The following is a 13,968-nucleotide window of genomic DNA, read 5'->3' as shown; positions in this document are numbered from 1 at the left end:
ACTATTTAACTAACCCCGTGAATCCCATAAATGCCAGTGACATGAGGCCCGCGGTGATCATTGCAATGGCTCCTCCCCTAAAGGGTAAAGGCACATCAGCAGCTGCGAGACGCTCGCGCATGGCTGAAAACAGGATGAGTACGAGAGAAAAACCTACAGCGGCACCAAAACCATACACGGCTGACTGAATAAAGTTATGCTTTTCATTGATGTTGAGCAGTGCTACACCTAATACGGCACAGTTTGTGGTGATAAGTGGCAGATAGATCCCGAGTGCCCTATAGAGGGATGCACTGGTTTTCTGCACTAACATTTCAGTAAATTGCACTACAACGGCAATAACCAAGATGAAACTCATGGTTCGAAGATAGTCGAGGTCAAAGGGCAGCAACAGATATTGATTGACCAAATAACTTAATACCGAGGCCAATGTCAGCACGAATGTAGTCGCCATTGACATGCCTATGGCGGATTCTAGTTTGCTGGAGACCCCCATAAAAGGGCAAAGACCAAGAAATTTTACTAATACAAAATTATTGACCAGAACTGTGCCGATCAATAACAGGAGATACTCACTCATCTCATTTCAATTTTGGGAATAATTATTAAGGGTATTATCGGCTTTTCCAGTGTCAGAAACAACACATAGAATACAAGGTTTTAAATAATTTGGGCATATTCTAGAAAACTGATTATTTAGGCTCCAACACCTGTATGGCTTGAGGTTGGGCAATATAATATCCTTGTAAGCCATCGATAAGCATTTTTTCAAGTGTGAGCTTCTCTTCTTGTCGCTCTACACTTGTTGCGATGACCCGAATACCTAGCCTACGAGAAATGTCTACTATCATCTTGATAAAAAACATGTTGTTCGTATCTTTCTCGATGGATTCTGTATAGGTTCCGTCAAGTTTGATGAAGTCAGGACGAACTTCTCTGAAGAACTTAAATGAGGTGAACCCCATGCCAAAATGCTCTACAGACACTCGGGCACCGACACTGTGCATGACCTGTACGAATTTATAACTGGCGGCTAAATTAGATTGCATTCCCGCTTCATTGGTTTCAAAAACGAGTCTTGCCGCGATATGACGTTTCTTGATCAGTTGATCTTTTAGCCAGGCGACGAATGACTCTTGCATTATAGATGACGAACTGATGTTGATCCCGTATGCCCCTTCGAGTGCTGGGGTATCCATCAGGATCTTTAATGTGTTCATGACAATTAATTTATCTAATTCTAAAATCATGCCATGACGCTCTGCCATAGCAATGACTGTCGCGGTAGGCAAAAACTTGCCTTCACTGTTATAGAAGCGAGAAAAAAGCTCTTTATACACCTTAACTTCGGTACGGCAGGGCTGTATCGGTTGTTGGTAAAATTTTATTGCGCGTCTTCTAATCAAATCTTCGATGGCAAGCTTCCAGCGTGTATCACCGTAGACTTCATCGCCATTAAGCTTATCCTGCATATGAAAGCAGTTAGGCCCTAACGTCTGTGCAATGCTGACAGCTGTATCACTTAAGGTAAGTAAATTCATTGGCTCACAATCATGGCGATAGGGGACAAGGCCAACATGTGCTATTGAATCGGTTTCTAAGGTTTGCTGATATTCATCGAACAAAGATTTCAAACTTTCGAGAAATGGAATGCCATCTTTTAAAATAAGATCGGGAATAAAAACCGCAAAGTCGGCAGTTGAAATCCTATAACATTGTGAATTCGGATACTTACTTACCGCTTTCCTGATGCAATTTGCAATTTTGGCCAGATAGTCGTCACCGGCAGAGCGACCGTGGTTTTGATTTATTGGCCCAAGTTCGCTGGCTTTTATCATCGCTAATAGGCCAATTTGCTCTTTGCCTAAGCTTGAGAATGATTCGAGTTTTTGTGTGAACTTTATTCTGGTTTCAAATCCTGTTATTGCATCTTGAAAAGCAACACGTTTCAATTTGTCATTTTCTTGTGCTGTTTCATCTGAGCTATATTTCAGGGCTAATTTACATTTTTCGAGAGCTTCAGCTAAAGGATGAAGCTCAAATGATAACTTTGACGATGCTAATGCATCAAAAGATTGGCTCGATAAGCTTTCTATGTAGCTGGCAGCGTATTTTATTGAGCGTTTAAATCTAGCCATGACGAGGAGGTAAAAAACTGCAATTGATAAATAACTTAGCCATAAGACCAACAAAATTTGTATAAACCTGTTTGCTGTATGTCCAATTAAATCGTCTGCATACAGTTTTACTTGTAATCGTCCCTTGCTGATATCACGTGTATCGGGAAGATCTACAGGAAAAAGGTGCTCAAGGGGCGTCTGTTTCTCAGGATAAAGCGTGCCTTGAGTCAAATTAAAACTACTATCATCATTATGAATATACTGAAAAAATTGGAAGGAAATATGTTTGTTTAGCTGAGCTAATAGCGTTTTCCCGTCTTTTGCTGAAAATGTTGTGTGGTCGAAGACAGCTTGATAGCTGGCGAGCCTTTGTTGGGCTTTTTCTTGAAGCGAATCTTTGCTGTCAAGATAGACAAGGCTTGTGATACCTGCAAAGAGGATAAATAAAAAGGCTTGAAAGAGTCTAGATAAGCTCATAGGAGTTCCGTTCGCCGAGATAGAATACATCTATTATTCTAGTAAATTCTGAACGTTATTCTAAACTTAAATGAGTATAAATAGAAAGAGCTTGATAGGTCAGGGTGAAAAAAGATTGGCTCCCCAGACTGGACTCGAACCAGTGACATACGGATTAACAGTCCGCCGTTCTACCAACTGAACTACAGGGGAATCGTTTTTTCTTTTGTTTACAGATTTAAATGGCTCCCCAGACTGGACTCGAACCAGTGACATACGGATTAACAGTCCGCCGTTCTACCAACTGAACTACAGGGGAATCGCTTTAAATATTTTTCTACATTACGTTAAAATATGGCTCCCCAGACTGGACTCGAACCAGTGACATACGGATTAACAGTCCGCCGTTCTACCAACTGAACTACAGGGGAATCGCTTTAAATAATGTTGTCTTGAATGAATGGCTCCCCAGACTGGACTCGAACCAGTGACATACGGATTAACAGTCCGCCGTTCTACCAACTGAACTACAGGGGAATCGCGTTTTCATTCAAATCAGATATCTATTAAAAATGGCTCCCCAGACTGGACTCGAACCAGTGACATACGGATTAACAGTCCGCCGTTCTACCAACTGAACTACAGGGGAATATTTTTAACCAGATATTTCTGATTGTCTTCAATTCTAAATAACTTTGGCTCCCCAGACTGGACTCGAACCAGTGACATACGGATTAACAGTCCGCCGTTCTACCAACTGAACTACAGGGGAAACGTTAAAGCTACTCGTCGTTGAAGACGGAGCGCATATTAAATCGCTCTTGATGTTGAGTCAACTCGAGTAAGAAAAAAAAGTGTAATTATGCTGTTAAGTGCTCATCTAATGTTCGTCCTGACGGAGAATTGCTCATTTTGTTGTTTGGATGAGCAATTTTCACTTGTGGGAGTGGGCGTGATTTAAAGCATATTCCTTATTTATGTCGATTGAAGCTGTTTGGTTCAGATAAATGGGCTTCCAGAGATTAATAAATACACTTAATCGTTCTATTAACGCCGATTAACAATCTGAAGTCGTGAATGGTTTATCAGTGAAGAATCATTTGAGAGGGTTATTGGAGAATGATAGTGAGTCGTTTTTATCATTCTTGTTTTTTGGCTAGGGTAAATGCAATGCAACTATAATCTGCCTTCCTATAAAGTGTTGGAATATGATGCAGACTTCCATATGTAGTAAAATTACATCCATGGGATTTTTAAAGTTGGTTTTATGGGAAGGTGTTAAACCCCCATAGGGTAAGGGCTAGATTGAGTTATCCACTAAATCTGTGGATAAGCCTGTGGGTTAAGTATTAAAATGTGTTTCAAAGCCTCATAAACAGGGGGTTGAACTTAAAATCGCCAGTTTTTTTGCCCGCATACAAACTTGATTAAAAACATGTGGATAGTAAATGCAAGTCTTTATTCTTGCTGAGCTGTTCACCGTTACAAAAATGTAACTGTTGCAATAGTGCTACTTGTGAATTAATCCGGCAGTTTCATTGATTTCCCAGCTAACTATTAACCTTTTTTACTGTTTTTAGTACATGTTTTAAAATTTCATTAAAAATAAATGGAATTGTCATTATATTCTGCTACGCCTTTGTATCGATAATGAGTCTCTGGTATTCAAAATATCCGTTATCCCTTTATTGTGATCAATTTATATGGATAAAAAGAAATATACAGCCTTCTATTCACACACGTCCCTTAATTGGTTTAAAATGTTCAGCTGCTTAAAAAAGGAACTCGGTTAGTGACAGAATCAACATTTCAGCTGGAATCACAATACTCGCCTGCTGGTGATCAACCCAAGGCGATAGCTAAGCTGGTTGACGGCATCGAATCTGGACTCGCATGCCAGACTCTGCTCGGGGTCACGGGCTCAGGTAAAACATTTACCATTGCCAATGTGATCAAGCAAATGGCTAGGCCTACGATCATTATGGCGCCAAACAAAACATTGGCGGCGCAGCTGTACGGAGAGATGAAAGAGTTTTTCCCTCACAACGCTGTAGAATATTTTGTTTCTTACTATGACTATTATCAACCCGAGGCCTACGTGCCCTCAACGAACACTTTTATAGAGAAAGATGCATCTGTGAATGCACATATCGAACAGATGCGACTTTCTGCGACGAAAGCACTTCTCGAGAGAAAGGATGTGGTTTTAATCGCTTCGGTATCTGCAATCTATGGTTTAGGAGACCCCGATTCTTATTTGAAGATGCTGTTGCATCTGAGACAGGGTGACTTCATGGGGCAAAGGGATATCCTCTTGCGTCTCAGTGAGCTGCAATACACACGCAATGATATTTCGTTAGATCGTGGTACTTTTCGAGTTAGAGGAGAAGTGATTGATATATTTCCGGCAGATTCAGATAAAAATGCAATAAGAGTAGAGCTTTTTGATGATGAGATAGAAAGGTTAAGCCTATTCGATCCTTTAACTGGCCAGATCATAAAGCGTATCGCCCGCATCAGTGTGTATCCGAAGAGTCATTATGTGACTCCCAGAGAAAAAATCATAGCGGCTACAGAAGAGATAAAAGTAGAACTCAGGGAACGCAAGCAGCAGTTACTGGATAACAATAAGTTGATCGAAGCTCAACGAATATCTGAGCGAGTGCAGTATGATCTGGAAATGATGGTGGAGTTAGGTTATTGCTCAGGTATTGAAAACTATTCTCGCTACCTATCGGGCAGAGCGACAGGAAAGGGGCCGCCGACTCTGTTGGATTATCTACCTGATGATGGCTTGCTAATTATTGATGAGTCGCATGTCACAGTGCCACAAATTGGTGCTATGTATAAAGGCGACCGCTCTAGAAAGTCTAATTTGGTTGAATATGGTTTTCGTTTGCCTTCTGCCCTCGACAACCGTCCTCTTAAATTTGATGAGTTTGAAGATTTGATGCCTCAAACTATTTTTGTCTCAGCGACGCCGAGCCAATATGAGTTCGATAAGTGTGATGGAGAGATCGCTGAGCAAGTGGTTAGGCCCACGGGGTTACTCGATCCTGAGGTGGAAGTCAGACCCGTGGGGATACAGGTTGATGATCTGCTCTCTGAAATAGGCAAAAGAATTAAGGTTAATGAGCGGGTATTGGTCACGACACTCACGAAACGCATGTCGGAAGATTTAAGTGAATACTTAGACGAGCATGGGATCAAGGTAAGGTATCTGCACTCAGATATAGATACGGTTGAAAGAGTAGAGATTATTCGTGATCTTCGTTTGGGAGTCTTCGATGTATTGGTGGGAATTAACCTACTACGTGAAGGGTTAGATATGCCAGAAGTCTCTCTGGTGTGTATTCTGGATGCCGATAAAGAGGGCTTCTTACGTTCCGAGCGTTCATTAATTCAAACGATGGGCCGCGCTGCCCGAAATATTAATGGCAAGGTGATATTGTATGCAGACCGTATCACTAAATCTATGGCTGCAGCCATGGGGGAAACAGAGCGGCGGCGTAAAATGCAGCACCAATTCAATCTCGATAACGGTATTACTCCTACAGGTGTGGTGAAAAAGATCACCGATGTGATGGACGTAGGCGAGAGAGATAAGGGGATCTTAGGGGATTATACTAGTCTTAACGTTGCAGAAAATAAGGCTAAATACGCAGTTCAGGATGCGGCAAGTTTAAGCCATCAAATCGATGCACTGGAGAAGTTGATGCATGAACATGCGAAAAACTTAGAGTTTGAACAAGCTGCGGCGGTCAGGGATCAGGTATTGAAGCTCAGAGATGCGTTTATTAAAGCTTGATAACTAGCTCTTAATAAAAAGCAAAAAGCAGCAATACTCTGACTCGTATTGCTGCTTTTTATTATATCTATCAAATTTATATCTACACATTGACCTATACTGTGTCGGCACACTGTTTATTCAAAAAGCGTACAGCGTAAACCAATAGGAAGATCAATATCCCACTGACAACACCCACGAGATGAGCTTCTGTGGCGACTCTTGCCCCTATCATCTCAGTGACTTCACGGCTGGCGCCATAAATCTGCTCATAGCTGACTTTGATGATGACACCCAGCAACAAGAGGTAACCTGACTTTAATCCTACGGTGATGTCTTTTATCGCACCATAAGTGAATAATCCATGGAGCATCCCGCTTAAGCCTACATAGCCGATTAAACCTGGATAAAACAGGTATAGACCAAGCCCCTGGAGTAGACTGCAAGCTATGAAGAGTAACGAGAAATGCAATAAACGGTAATGTGTGTGATGAAGCAGCACTATGACCCATAATCCCGCCAAATTCATGATTAGATGCCAGACATTGGTATGAAGCAGGTTGCCAGTCAATAGTCGCCAATACTCACCATCGCCTATTTCTACCCTTCTATAGGCGAGGGAGTCAGCAAGGTTTAAGAAATAGAGCCCTATACATACAATAGTGACCAGTACGACCAGACTATAACTCGAAGAAAGCCATAGCCTGATTTTTGTCGAGGCGATAAACATCATAGTTACTGGGCTGTTTTGGCTGCTAAATTTAACTGTATTTGCGCCTTGTTGTTTAGGTAGTCATCTAACCCCGTTTGTCTTAATAAGCATGCAGGGCAGGTGCCACAGCCAGATCCCACTATATCGTTATAACAGGTTAAGGTCTCATCCCGGACTAAGGCCAGACTATTAAACTTATCGGCAAGGGCCCAAGTTTCAGCTTTATTTAACCACATCAAAGGAGTGACAAGATCAAGCTGCCTGTCCATTCCTTGAACTAACGCCGATGCCATCGCCTTGACGAAGTCATCACGGCAATCGGGATAACCAGAATAGTCGGTTTCACATACACCAGTGATCACGGCCTCTGCGCCCAGCTGATAAGCAAAAATACCTGCTAAGGTGAGAAATAATATATTCCGACCCGGAACAAAAGTGTTGGGTAGGCCATTGTCCATTAGTGTATTCGATACCGCAATATCATCACGGGTTAATGCTGAAATGGCTAACTCGTTTAACATAGAGACATCGAGGACCTTATGACTCGTTAAACCAAGGCGCTTACCTAGCCCTTTGGCTATTTCAATTTCTTGACTATGACGTTGTCCATAATCGAAGGTGATACCATGGACTTCATCATATTGCTCGAGTGCTTGGATTAAACAGGTAGTTGAATCTTGCCCACCACTAAAAACGATGACTGCTTTTGACATATTGTTCACTCAAGTAGTTAAATTGTCGTCATTTTAACTGACAGTCCCTCGCTTGTATAATATCAGTTGAACCAGTATTGGCTTTTTACTCGTTCCAAAGCGGTTTTATCGCTTGCCTGTAAACTAAAAATACACTATAAATGCCGGCCATCCTTGTAGAGATAGACCATGAAGTATCCAGTTAATGAAGTTTTCGAGACCATCCAGGGTGAAGGTTTTTTTACCGGTGTTCCAGCCATCTTCGTGAGGCTTCAGGGGTGCCCGGTAGGGTGTTCGTGGTGTGATACTAAACATACATGGGATGTTTTCGAGCAAAATCGAGTCGTCCCAGAGCAGGTCATACAGGTTGATGGAGAGATAGGTCGCTGGTCCGAGTTGACTGCAAAAGATCTTATCGACTTTTTTACACGCAAAGGTTTCAGCGCAAAACATGTCGTGATCACTGGCGGAGAGCCATGTATCCATGATTTGACAGAATTAACATCAATGCTTAACTGTCAAGGCTACGGGACTCAAATAGAGACCAGTGGCACGTTTGATGTTATCTGTTCAGATAAGACTTGGGTCACTGTATCACCTAAGGTGAATATGAAAGCGGGCATGGCGGTACTTAATCAGGCACTCGAGCGAGCCGATGAGATTAAGCATCCGGTAGCCACGTCCAAACATATCGATGATTTGGATGATTTACTAGAGGGTATCGAGCTTGATGGTAAAACGATCTGCCTGCAGCCCATTAGTCAGAAACCTCGAGCTACAGAACTTGCAATGAAAACCTGTATCGAGCGCAACTGGCGTTTATCGATACAGACGCATAAATACCTCAATATAGATTGATCCAGACTATCCCTTTAGCCGAGTGAGGAAATTCATTCGGCTAAAGGGAAATTAGCTAAGCTAGCTTGCCTGTCATATCAAAATTCTTGAGTTGGTTGTTAAACTGGCTGAGATCACCAATATTTTCTTTAACCCAATCAGGGTGGTAGTAAGTATCCAGGTAACGTTCACCGGAATCACATAAGAGAGTGACTAATGAGCCCGTTTCACCCCTAGCGTGCATTCTAGCGGCTATCTGCAATACCCCATAAAGGTTGGTTCCGGTAGATGGACCCGCTTTACGGCCGATGAACTTCTCTAACCAGTAGATGGTAGCCACGGATGCGGCGTCAGGTATCTTCTCCATATGATCGATAACCCCTGGTATGAAAGAAGGTTCGACCCGGGGCCTACCTATGCCTTCAATCTTACTGCCTTTGACTGATGTGATCGAGTTGTCGCCGCTGGTGTAGTAATCATAGAAAACTGAATTGTCTGGATCGACGACACAGAGGCGAGTGTCCAACTGTTGATAGCGAATATAGCGCCCAATCGTCGCCGACGTGCCACCTGTACCTGGGCTCATCACAATCCACTTAGGTATAGGGTGGGGCTCTCTGTTCATCTGATCAAAAATAGAATTAGCAATATTATTATTGCCTCGCCAATCTGTCGCCCGTTCAGCGTAGGTAAATTGGTCCATGTAATGGCCCTTTAATTTACTGGCTAAGCGTTCTGATTCTGCGTAAATTTCATTGGAATGATCGACAAAATGACACTGACCACCATAAAATTCGATTTGCTGTACCTTCTTCTTCGCTGTTGTGCGAGGCATGACTGCGATGAAAGGCAAGCCGAGTAAGCGGGCAAAGTAAGCTTCAGATACCGCCGTGCTTCCCGATGAGGACTCTATGACTGTGGTCCCTTCGCTAATCCAACCATTACATAATGCATAAAGGAAGAGTGAACGTGCCAGTCTATGTTTTAAGCTGCCTGTGGGATGAGTACTTTCATCTTTCAGATAGATGTCGATCCCAGTCAGTACCGGAAGATCTAACTTAATTAAATGTGTGTCAGCACTACGCTGATAATCAGCGTCTATGATTGCGATTGCCTGATTTACCCAAGAAGATGCCATGTTGCCTCTGACCATTGAAGGTGAATATAACGAAAGGTAGCTGATGATAGCGAAATTGAATTAATCGTGAAAGCCGAATCTATCGTGCGAGTCAGGGGAAAGATAATTATATATGGGGCACATTAGGAAATCGGTAAGTCTCTGGGATAAGACGTTAGCCAATAGGACAATGACAGTAAGTTAAATGGGGGTGTACAACTGAGGTTGGCGGTAGTTGAGAGAAGTGGTGGAGGGAGAAGGATTCGAACCTTCGAAGGCTGAGCCGTCAGATTTACAGTCTGATCCCTTTGGCCACTCGGGAACCCCTCCACATTTTCTATTCTGACTAAATATCATTCTGCAGTGAGTAATAACAGCAAGAAGGACATTAGTTTTCACATGTCTACAATCACTAAGTAAAGATGGTGGAGGGAGAAGGATTCGAACCTTCGAAGGCTGAGCCGTCAGATTTACAGTCTGATCCCTTTGGCCACTCGGGAACCCCTCCACATTTTTCTCTACTGGACTAATGTTATTCTGCAGTGAGTAAAAAACAGCAAGAAGAAACATTAGCTTTCACACGTCTAAAGTCACTAAATAAAGATGGTGGAGGGAGAAGGATTCGAACCTTCGAAGGCTGAGCCGTCAGATTTACAGTCTGATCCCTTTGGCCACTCGGGAACCCCTCCGGATATCTTTATTTTATTTCTTTAGTGCAAATGGTGGAGGGAGAAGGATTCGAACCTTCGAAGGCTGAGCCGTCAGATTTACAGTCTGATCCCTTTGGCCACTCGGGAACCCCTCCTCAATTGCGGCGGCAATAGTAGTCACAAACTACACCAGTGTAAAGCCTCTATTTGAAAAAAAGCTAAAGTTCTGGTTTAAGCGGTCGATTAACTATCAACGAGTTGATTTATTGATGTTTTTTTATGCGAATGAGTAATGTATTAGTAAATGAGTCACAATTAGGCACTAGGCTTAATCATGCGATAGATAATGGCCGTCGAGGGGAGTTTGCTCTTTTATTGGCCCTGTTATCTACCGATGCTCGAGATATGGCTCAATTCCAAACGGATCTGCTGGGAAAAAATATTGATGATCAACTGAGGACAAAGTTCGACTTAGCGGCACCTCTGCAGTTAGTTAGCGATCTGTCGGTGGATAGCTCACCCGTAGAACATAGCCGAATATTTAGAGAGGGGGGGGCTCGCGCTTTTCAATTAGCCCAAGCGATTCAATCCGAAGCTATGGTCACCCGAGGAAGTGAGCCAGTAGAGATGCAACAGGTGCTAACCAATTGTGATCTCTTAACACGCGAGAAATTTATCAGGTCTAAATCGAAAGAAGTGGGTTATGGTGATGCAATAGATTTCGAGTCTCCTCATTTTGTCGATATTCTTTCTAAGCAAAGGCAGATGAGTCGAATCATGGAGGCGTGTTAGCCTGAGCTTAATTATCTTAGGTTTCAGTCAGGTGACATCTGGATGTTGTTCTTGTTTTTAGAGTCTCATGAGTCCCCTCATTTTATTCGTTTTTATTGCTGAAATTTGAGGTATCTGACATTGCTTATATAACATAGGCGTATAATGGATAAATAAGTTTATTTACGAGACAGATATGCCATGAAAAATATTCAGAATGCCCAATCCGTTTTAGTCAACGATACGTGTAATGATTGTGGTAGTTATGCCGATATTGGCTCCGTGATCGATGAACATGATAGGCAACTGATCGTCAACTTCAACGGGCCACAAGCCTTGGATGAGTCAGCCTTATTGCGACAGAAAGTTCAAGCTAGGTTCGATGATGTCGTCGTTGAGTCAACGAGTATCGACTCAGGGATTTGCTTGACAATTAATTTCGCCTTCAGTGCAGAAAAAATGATTTTTCAATTAGAAAATACGATTTAGCATTATGTCCTTGTTGCTCAAAGGTAATATTATGTGTAGGCTAAATTAAAATAATAATACTAATAATCGTTTCAATAACTTTGAATACATTAATCATCATTATATGAAACTTTGAGTGAGCAGCTTTGCTTACTGTTTAGGGAATTCGTGAAGAAGCGTGCGTATCAAGATCTATTAGAGTGCATCGTTAACTCTAAAGAGAAACAGGAAGGTGACTTTCAGAAAACGGCTGAATTGGCGACTGAGTTATTGTGTCAGCAACTCGCTGTGACTTATGTCGGTGTCTGTATGCTCTCTTGTAAAGACAATCAAATCAGCCCGGCCGCTGATTATGGTCCCTTGCTGCCTATAGTGTATTCACGTCCCGCCCCCACAGATTGTCCTGATTATATTGTTGAACTCAGAAACAAATGTTTGATTGATATAAGCGAAGTAGATGAAGATCCTAGAATAAAAGAGATCGCGGATGTCTATTTTAAGCCGAAAGGAATCATGTCTTCCCTGGATGTGGCCATAAGAATTAATGGTCATCTCGAAGGTGTCTTATACTTAGAAAGAACATATGTGGGTTCCTGGTCCGATAGTGAGATTCATATTGCGACTCATGTCGCCGATCAACTCGCGCTAACGCTGGCAACGCATAACGCTTATGAGAAAGATGAGCGACTCACCTTACTGTTAAGCGCCGATGAAGAATCTGAGCAGGTGAGTATGTTGATCAACTTGAAGACGGATTTGATCGAATATGTAAACCTAGCCCATGAGTTTGTCTCCGGTATCCCTAAACATCAAATCATTGGCCAGTCATTCAAACGACTCGACTTTATTCAACAACATCCTGAACAGGCTAATCTTGTCTTAGAAAAGGTGTTAATGGGCTCTGTGGCCAAAGGAGAGAGCCAAGTTGTTCGTGCTGATGGAAAACAATATTGGCTTAGGTATTCAGTTAAACAGTTTATTACCGAACGAGGTAATCATTACGCACTGGTTAAAGCCGATGATATTTCAGAAGAAAAGCAGTACCAGTCTAAATTAGAACGATTAGCTTGGCGTTGTGGTTTGACTGGACTCTATAATCGCAGTTATTTCAATAAAGAGTTAGAGAGCTGTCAATCTGGTCAATTGATCCTTATCGACCTCTGTGGTTTTAAACGTTTCAATGATACTTACGGTCACAAAAGTGGTGATGCGTTACTGATTGAAGTGGCCAGACGTTTAAAGCATTTCGCCACGGTTAATAAAACAGATCAACTTGCTAGGGTGGGTAGTGATGAATTTGCGATTATTCTTCCATTGCAAAATCAAGTGGACATGGACTACATTACCGCCAGGTTATACTGCCAACTGACTCTGCCAGTTATCATAGGCCGCGAACAGATCCAACCTAAACCGGCTCTGGCCATTGTCGATATAGAGTCTGTCGAAGACAACTTCGTTCCCTTAGCCTGTGCCGATATCGCACTACAATACGCAAAGAAAAAGCAAAGTGATAAGATCCAAGTATTTAATAATGCTTTACTCAATACCTTCAAAGAAGACTCGCAGATAGAGCGCGATCTGCAAACTGCATTGCGGGGGAGGGAGTTTGAACTCTACTATCAGCCTCTTAAAGACCTCAAGAGCAAAACGTATATAGGTGCAGAAGCATTGATACGCTGGCACCACCCTAAGAAAGGGGTGCTGTATCCCGGTGCTTTTATCGATATTGCTGAGCAAACGGGCCTGATTAATGCAATTGGCTCTTGGGTGTTGGAAGCCGCGTGCAGGCAACTCAATCTGTGGCAACATCATCAAATTGATATTTCTATGCATGTTAATGTGTCGGCTCGTCAATTTTTTAGTGGTAACCTCTTTGAGCTGGTATGGAGCTTGGTGTCTCGTTATCGGCTTCAACCTGGTTCCCTGATTTTAGAGATCACAGAAACAGAATTGATGGAAGATATCAATTATGCAACTAAGCTATGCACTGAACTTTCTGAACTCGGTGTAGGCTTGGCGATCGATGACTTTGGTACCGGCTACAGTTCGATGCGTTATCTGAAACAGTTTCCTATCAGTAAACTTAAAATTGACCGTTCGTTTATTTCAGATTTAACGGTAAGTCGAGAGAGTCGTGAGATTGTGAGTGCCATCATAGCGATGGCCTCGGCGCTTAATATATCGTTAACTGCTGAGGGGGTAGAGACTAAGGAGCAAGAAGCTTTCTTATCGGAACATCTATGTCATCAGGCTCAAGGTTTTCTTTACAGTCCCGCGCTGAGGGAGTCTGAGTTTAGCCAGTTTTTATTTAAATCCAACCCAGCGCTGATCCATTAAAAAGACAATTCATCTATTTGC

At 42.4% G+C, this 13,968-nt stretch carries 10 protein-coding genes and 10 tRNA genes; 5 read left to right on the top strand and 15 right to left on the bottom strand.

The annotated features are described in order from the left end of the window. Nucleotide 1: 1 nt before the first annotated feature. From rsxA to sps_RS05635, 8 genes are all read right to left on the bottom strand, one after another. On the bottom strand, nucleotides 2-580 hold the full coding sequence (gene rsxA / locus sps_RS05670) for an electron transport complex subunit RsxA (protein WP_005501820.1): 579 nt from the start codon (nucleotides 578-580) through the stop codon (nucleotides 2-4). A gap of 112 nt (nucleotides 581-692) precedes the next feature. Then, nucleotides 693-2,597: an EAL domain-containing protein gene (locus sps_RS05665; RefSeq protein WP_077751636.1), complete on the bottom strand. Its 1,905-nt coding sequence runs from the start codon at nucleotides 2,595-2,597 to the stop codon at nucleotides 693-695. A 116-nt stretch (nucleotides 2,598-2,713) separates the two neighbouring features. Continuing rightward, a tRNA-Asn gene (locus sps_RS05660) sits at nucleotides 2,714-2,789 on the bottom strand. Between the two features lie 30 nt (nucleotides 2,790-2,819). Further along, a tRNA-Asn gene (locus tag sps_RS05655) sits at nucleotides 2,820-2,895 on the bottom strand. Between the two features lie 36 nt (nucleotides 2,896-2,931). Then, nucleotides 2,932-3,007: transfer RNA gene (locus sps_RS05650), tRNA-Asn, on the bottom strand. A 30-nt stretch (nucleotides 3,008-3,037) separates the two neighbouring features. Continuing rightward, nucleotides 3,038-3,113, bottom strand: a tRNA-Asn gene (locus sps_RS05645). 36 nt (nucleotides 3,114-3,149) lie between these two features. Further along, nucleotides 3,150-3,225: transfer RNA gene (locus tag sps_RS05640), tRNA-Asn, on the bottom strand. 47 nt (nucleotides 3,226-3,272) lie between these two features. Further along, nucleotides 3,273-3,348: transfer RNA gene (locus sps_RS05635), tRNA-Asn, on the bottom strand. Nucleotides 3,349-4,368: 1,020 nt separating this feature from the next. Here sps_RS05635 and uvrB point away from each other — a divergent pair. Beyond that, nucleotides 4,369-6,384 carry an excinuclease ABC subunit UvrB gene (gene uvrB, locus sps_RS05630; protein WP_077751635.1) on the top strand — a complete coding sequence of 672 codons (2,016 nt, stop codon included), beginning with the start codon at nucleotides 4,369-4,371 and terminating at the stop codon, nucleotides 6,382-6,384. 94 nt (nucleotides 6,385-6,478) lie between these two features. Here uvrB and rrtA read toward each other — a convergent pair whose 3' ends face one another. Together rrtA and queC are read right to left on the bottom strand one after the other, a co-directional pair. Further along, a complete protein-coding gene (gene rrtA, locus sps_RS05625; protein ID WP_077751634.1) occupies nucleotides 6,479-7,096 on the bottom strand; it encodes a rhombosortase in 618 nt (205 codons plus the stop codon). 2 nt (nucleotides 7,097-7,098) lie between these two features. Continuing rightward, the gene (gene queC, locus sps_RS05620) at nucleotides 7,099-7,788 is read right to left on the bottom strand and encodes a 7-cyano-7-deazaguanine synthase QueC (RefSeq protein WP_077751633.1); all 690 of its coding nucleotides are present in this window, start codon (nucleotides 7,786-7,788) and stop codon (nucleotides 7,099-7,101) included. A 168-nt stretch (nucleotides 7,789-7,956) separates the two neighbouring features. Here queC and queE point away from each other — a divergent pair, with 168 nt between their 5' ends. Beyond that, nucleotides 7,957-8,625, top strand: coding sequence for a 7-carboxy-7-deazaguanine synthase QueE (queE, locus tag sps_RS05615; RefSeq protein WP_077751631.1), 669 nt, complete (start codon nucleotides 7,957-7,959; stop codon nucleotides 8,623-8,625). Between the two features lie 55 nt (nucleotides 8,626-8,680). Here the strand turns inward: queE and sps_RS05610 are convergent, their stop codons facing one another. The 5 genes from sps_RS05610 to sps_RS05590 form a co-directional block, all read right to left on the bottom strand. Next, nucleotides 8,681-9,742, bottom strand: coding sequence for a PLP-dependent cysteine synthase family protein (locus sps_RS05610; RefSeq protein ID WP_149027221.1), 1,062 nt, complete (start codon nucleotides 9,740-9,742; stop codon nucleotides 8,681-8,683). A gap of 224 nt (nucleotides 9,743-9,966) precedes the next feature. After that, nucleotides 9,967-10,051, bottom strand: a tRNA-Tyr gene (locus sps_RS05605). Between the two features lie 93 nt (nucleotides 10,052-10,144). After that, nucleotides 10,145-10,229, bottom strand: a tRNA-Tyr gene (locus sps_RS05600). Nucleotides 10,230-10,325: 96 nt separating this feature from the next. After that, a tRNA-Tyr gene (locus tag sps_RS05595) sits at nucleotides 10,326-10,410 on the bottom strand. Between the two features lie 31 nt (nucleotides 10,411-10,441). Next, a tRNA-Tyr gene (locus tag sps_RS05590) sits at nucleotides 10,442-10,526 on the bottom strand. A 124-nt stretch (nucleotides 10,527-10,650) separates the two neighbouring features. Here sps_RS05590 and sps_RS05585 point away from each other — a divergent pair. From sps_RS05585 to sps_RS05575, 3 genes are all read left to right on the top strand, one after another. After that, nucleotides 10,651-11,163 (top strand): VC2046/SO_2500 family protein, encoded by a 513-nt coding sequence (locus tag sps_RS05585; RefSeq protein WP_077751629.1) that lies wholly within the window; start codon nucleotides 10,651-10,653, stop codon nucleotides 11,161-11,163. A gap of 180 nt (nucleotides 11,164-11,343) precedes the next feature. Further along, nucleotides 11,344-11,631, top strand: coding sequence for a DUF406 family protein (locus tag sps_RS05580; RefSeq protein ID WP_077751628.1), 288 nt, complete (start codon nucleotides 11,344-11,346; stop codon nucleotides 11,629-11,631). 147 nt (nucleotides 11,632-11,778) lie between these two features. Then, nucleotides 11,779-13,947, top strand: a complete 2,169-nt coding sequence (locus sps_RS05575) for a sensor domain-containing phosphodiesterase (protein ID WP_077751627.1) — start codon at nucleotides 11,779-11,781, stop codon at nucleotides 13,945-13,947. Nucleotides 13,948-13,968: the final 21 nt, after the last annotated feature.

Source organism: Shewanella psychrophila (assembly GCF_002005305.1).
Classification (GTDB): domain Bacteria; phylum Pseudomonadota; class Gammaproteobacteria; order Enterobacterales; family Shewanellaceae; genus Shewanella; species Shewanella psychrophila.
Note: the sequence above shows the minus strand (reverse complement) of the source record. Positions and strands in the feature narration are given on the sequence as shown.

Coding starts and splice junctions, on each gene's coding strand:
- sps_RS05665 (WP_077751636.1), bottom strand. CDS start 2,597: ATGAGCTTATCTAGACTCTTTCAAGCCTTTTTATTTATCCTCTTTGCA.
- sps_RS05580 (WP_077751628.1), top strand. CDS start 11,344: ATGAAAAATATTCAGAATGCCCAATCCGTTTTAGTCAACGATACGTGT.
- sps_RS05610 (WP_149027221.1), bottom strand. CDS start 9,742: ATGGCATCTTCTTGGGTAAATCAGGCAATCGCAATCATAGACGCTGAT.
- sps_RS05585 (WP_077751629.1), top strand. CDS start 10,651: ATGCGAATGAGTAATGTATTAGTAAATGAGTCACAATTAGGCACTAGG.
- queC (WP_077751633.1), bottom strand. CDS start 7,788: ATGTCAAAAGCAGTCATCGTTTTTAGTGGTGGGCAAGATTCAACTACC.
- rsxA (WP_005501820.1), bottom strand. CDS start 580: ATGAGTGAGTATCTCCTGTTATTGATCGGCACAGTTCTGGTCAATAAT.
- queE (WP_077751631.1), top strand. CDS start 7,957: ATGAAGTATCCAGTTAATGAAGTTTTCGAGACCATCCAGGGTGAAGGT.
- rrtA (WP_077751634.1), bottom strand. CDS start 7,096: ATGATGTTTATCGCCTCGACAAAAATCAGGCTATGGCTTTCTTCGAGT.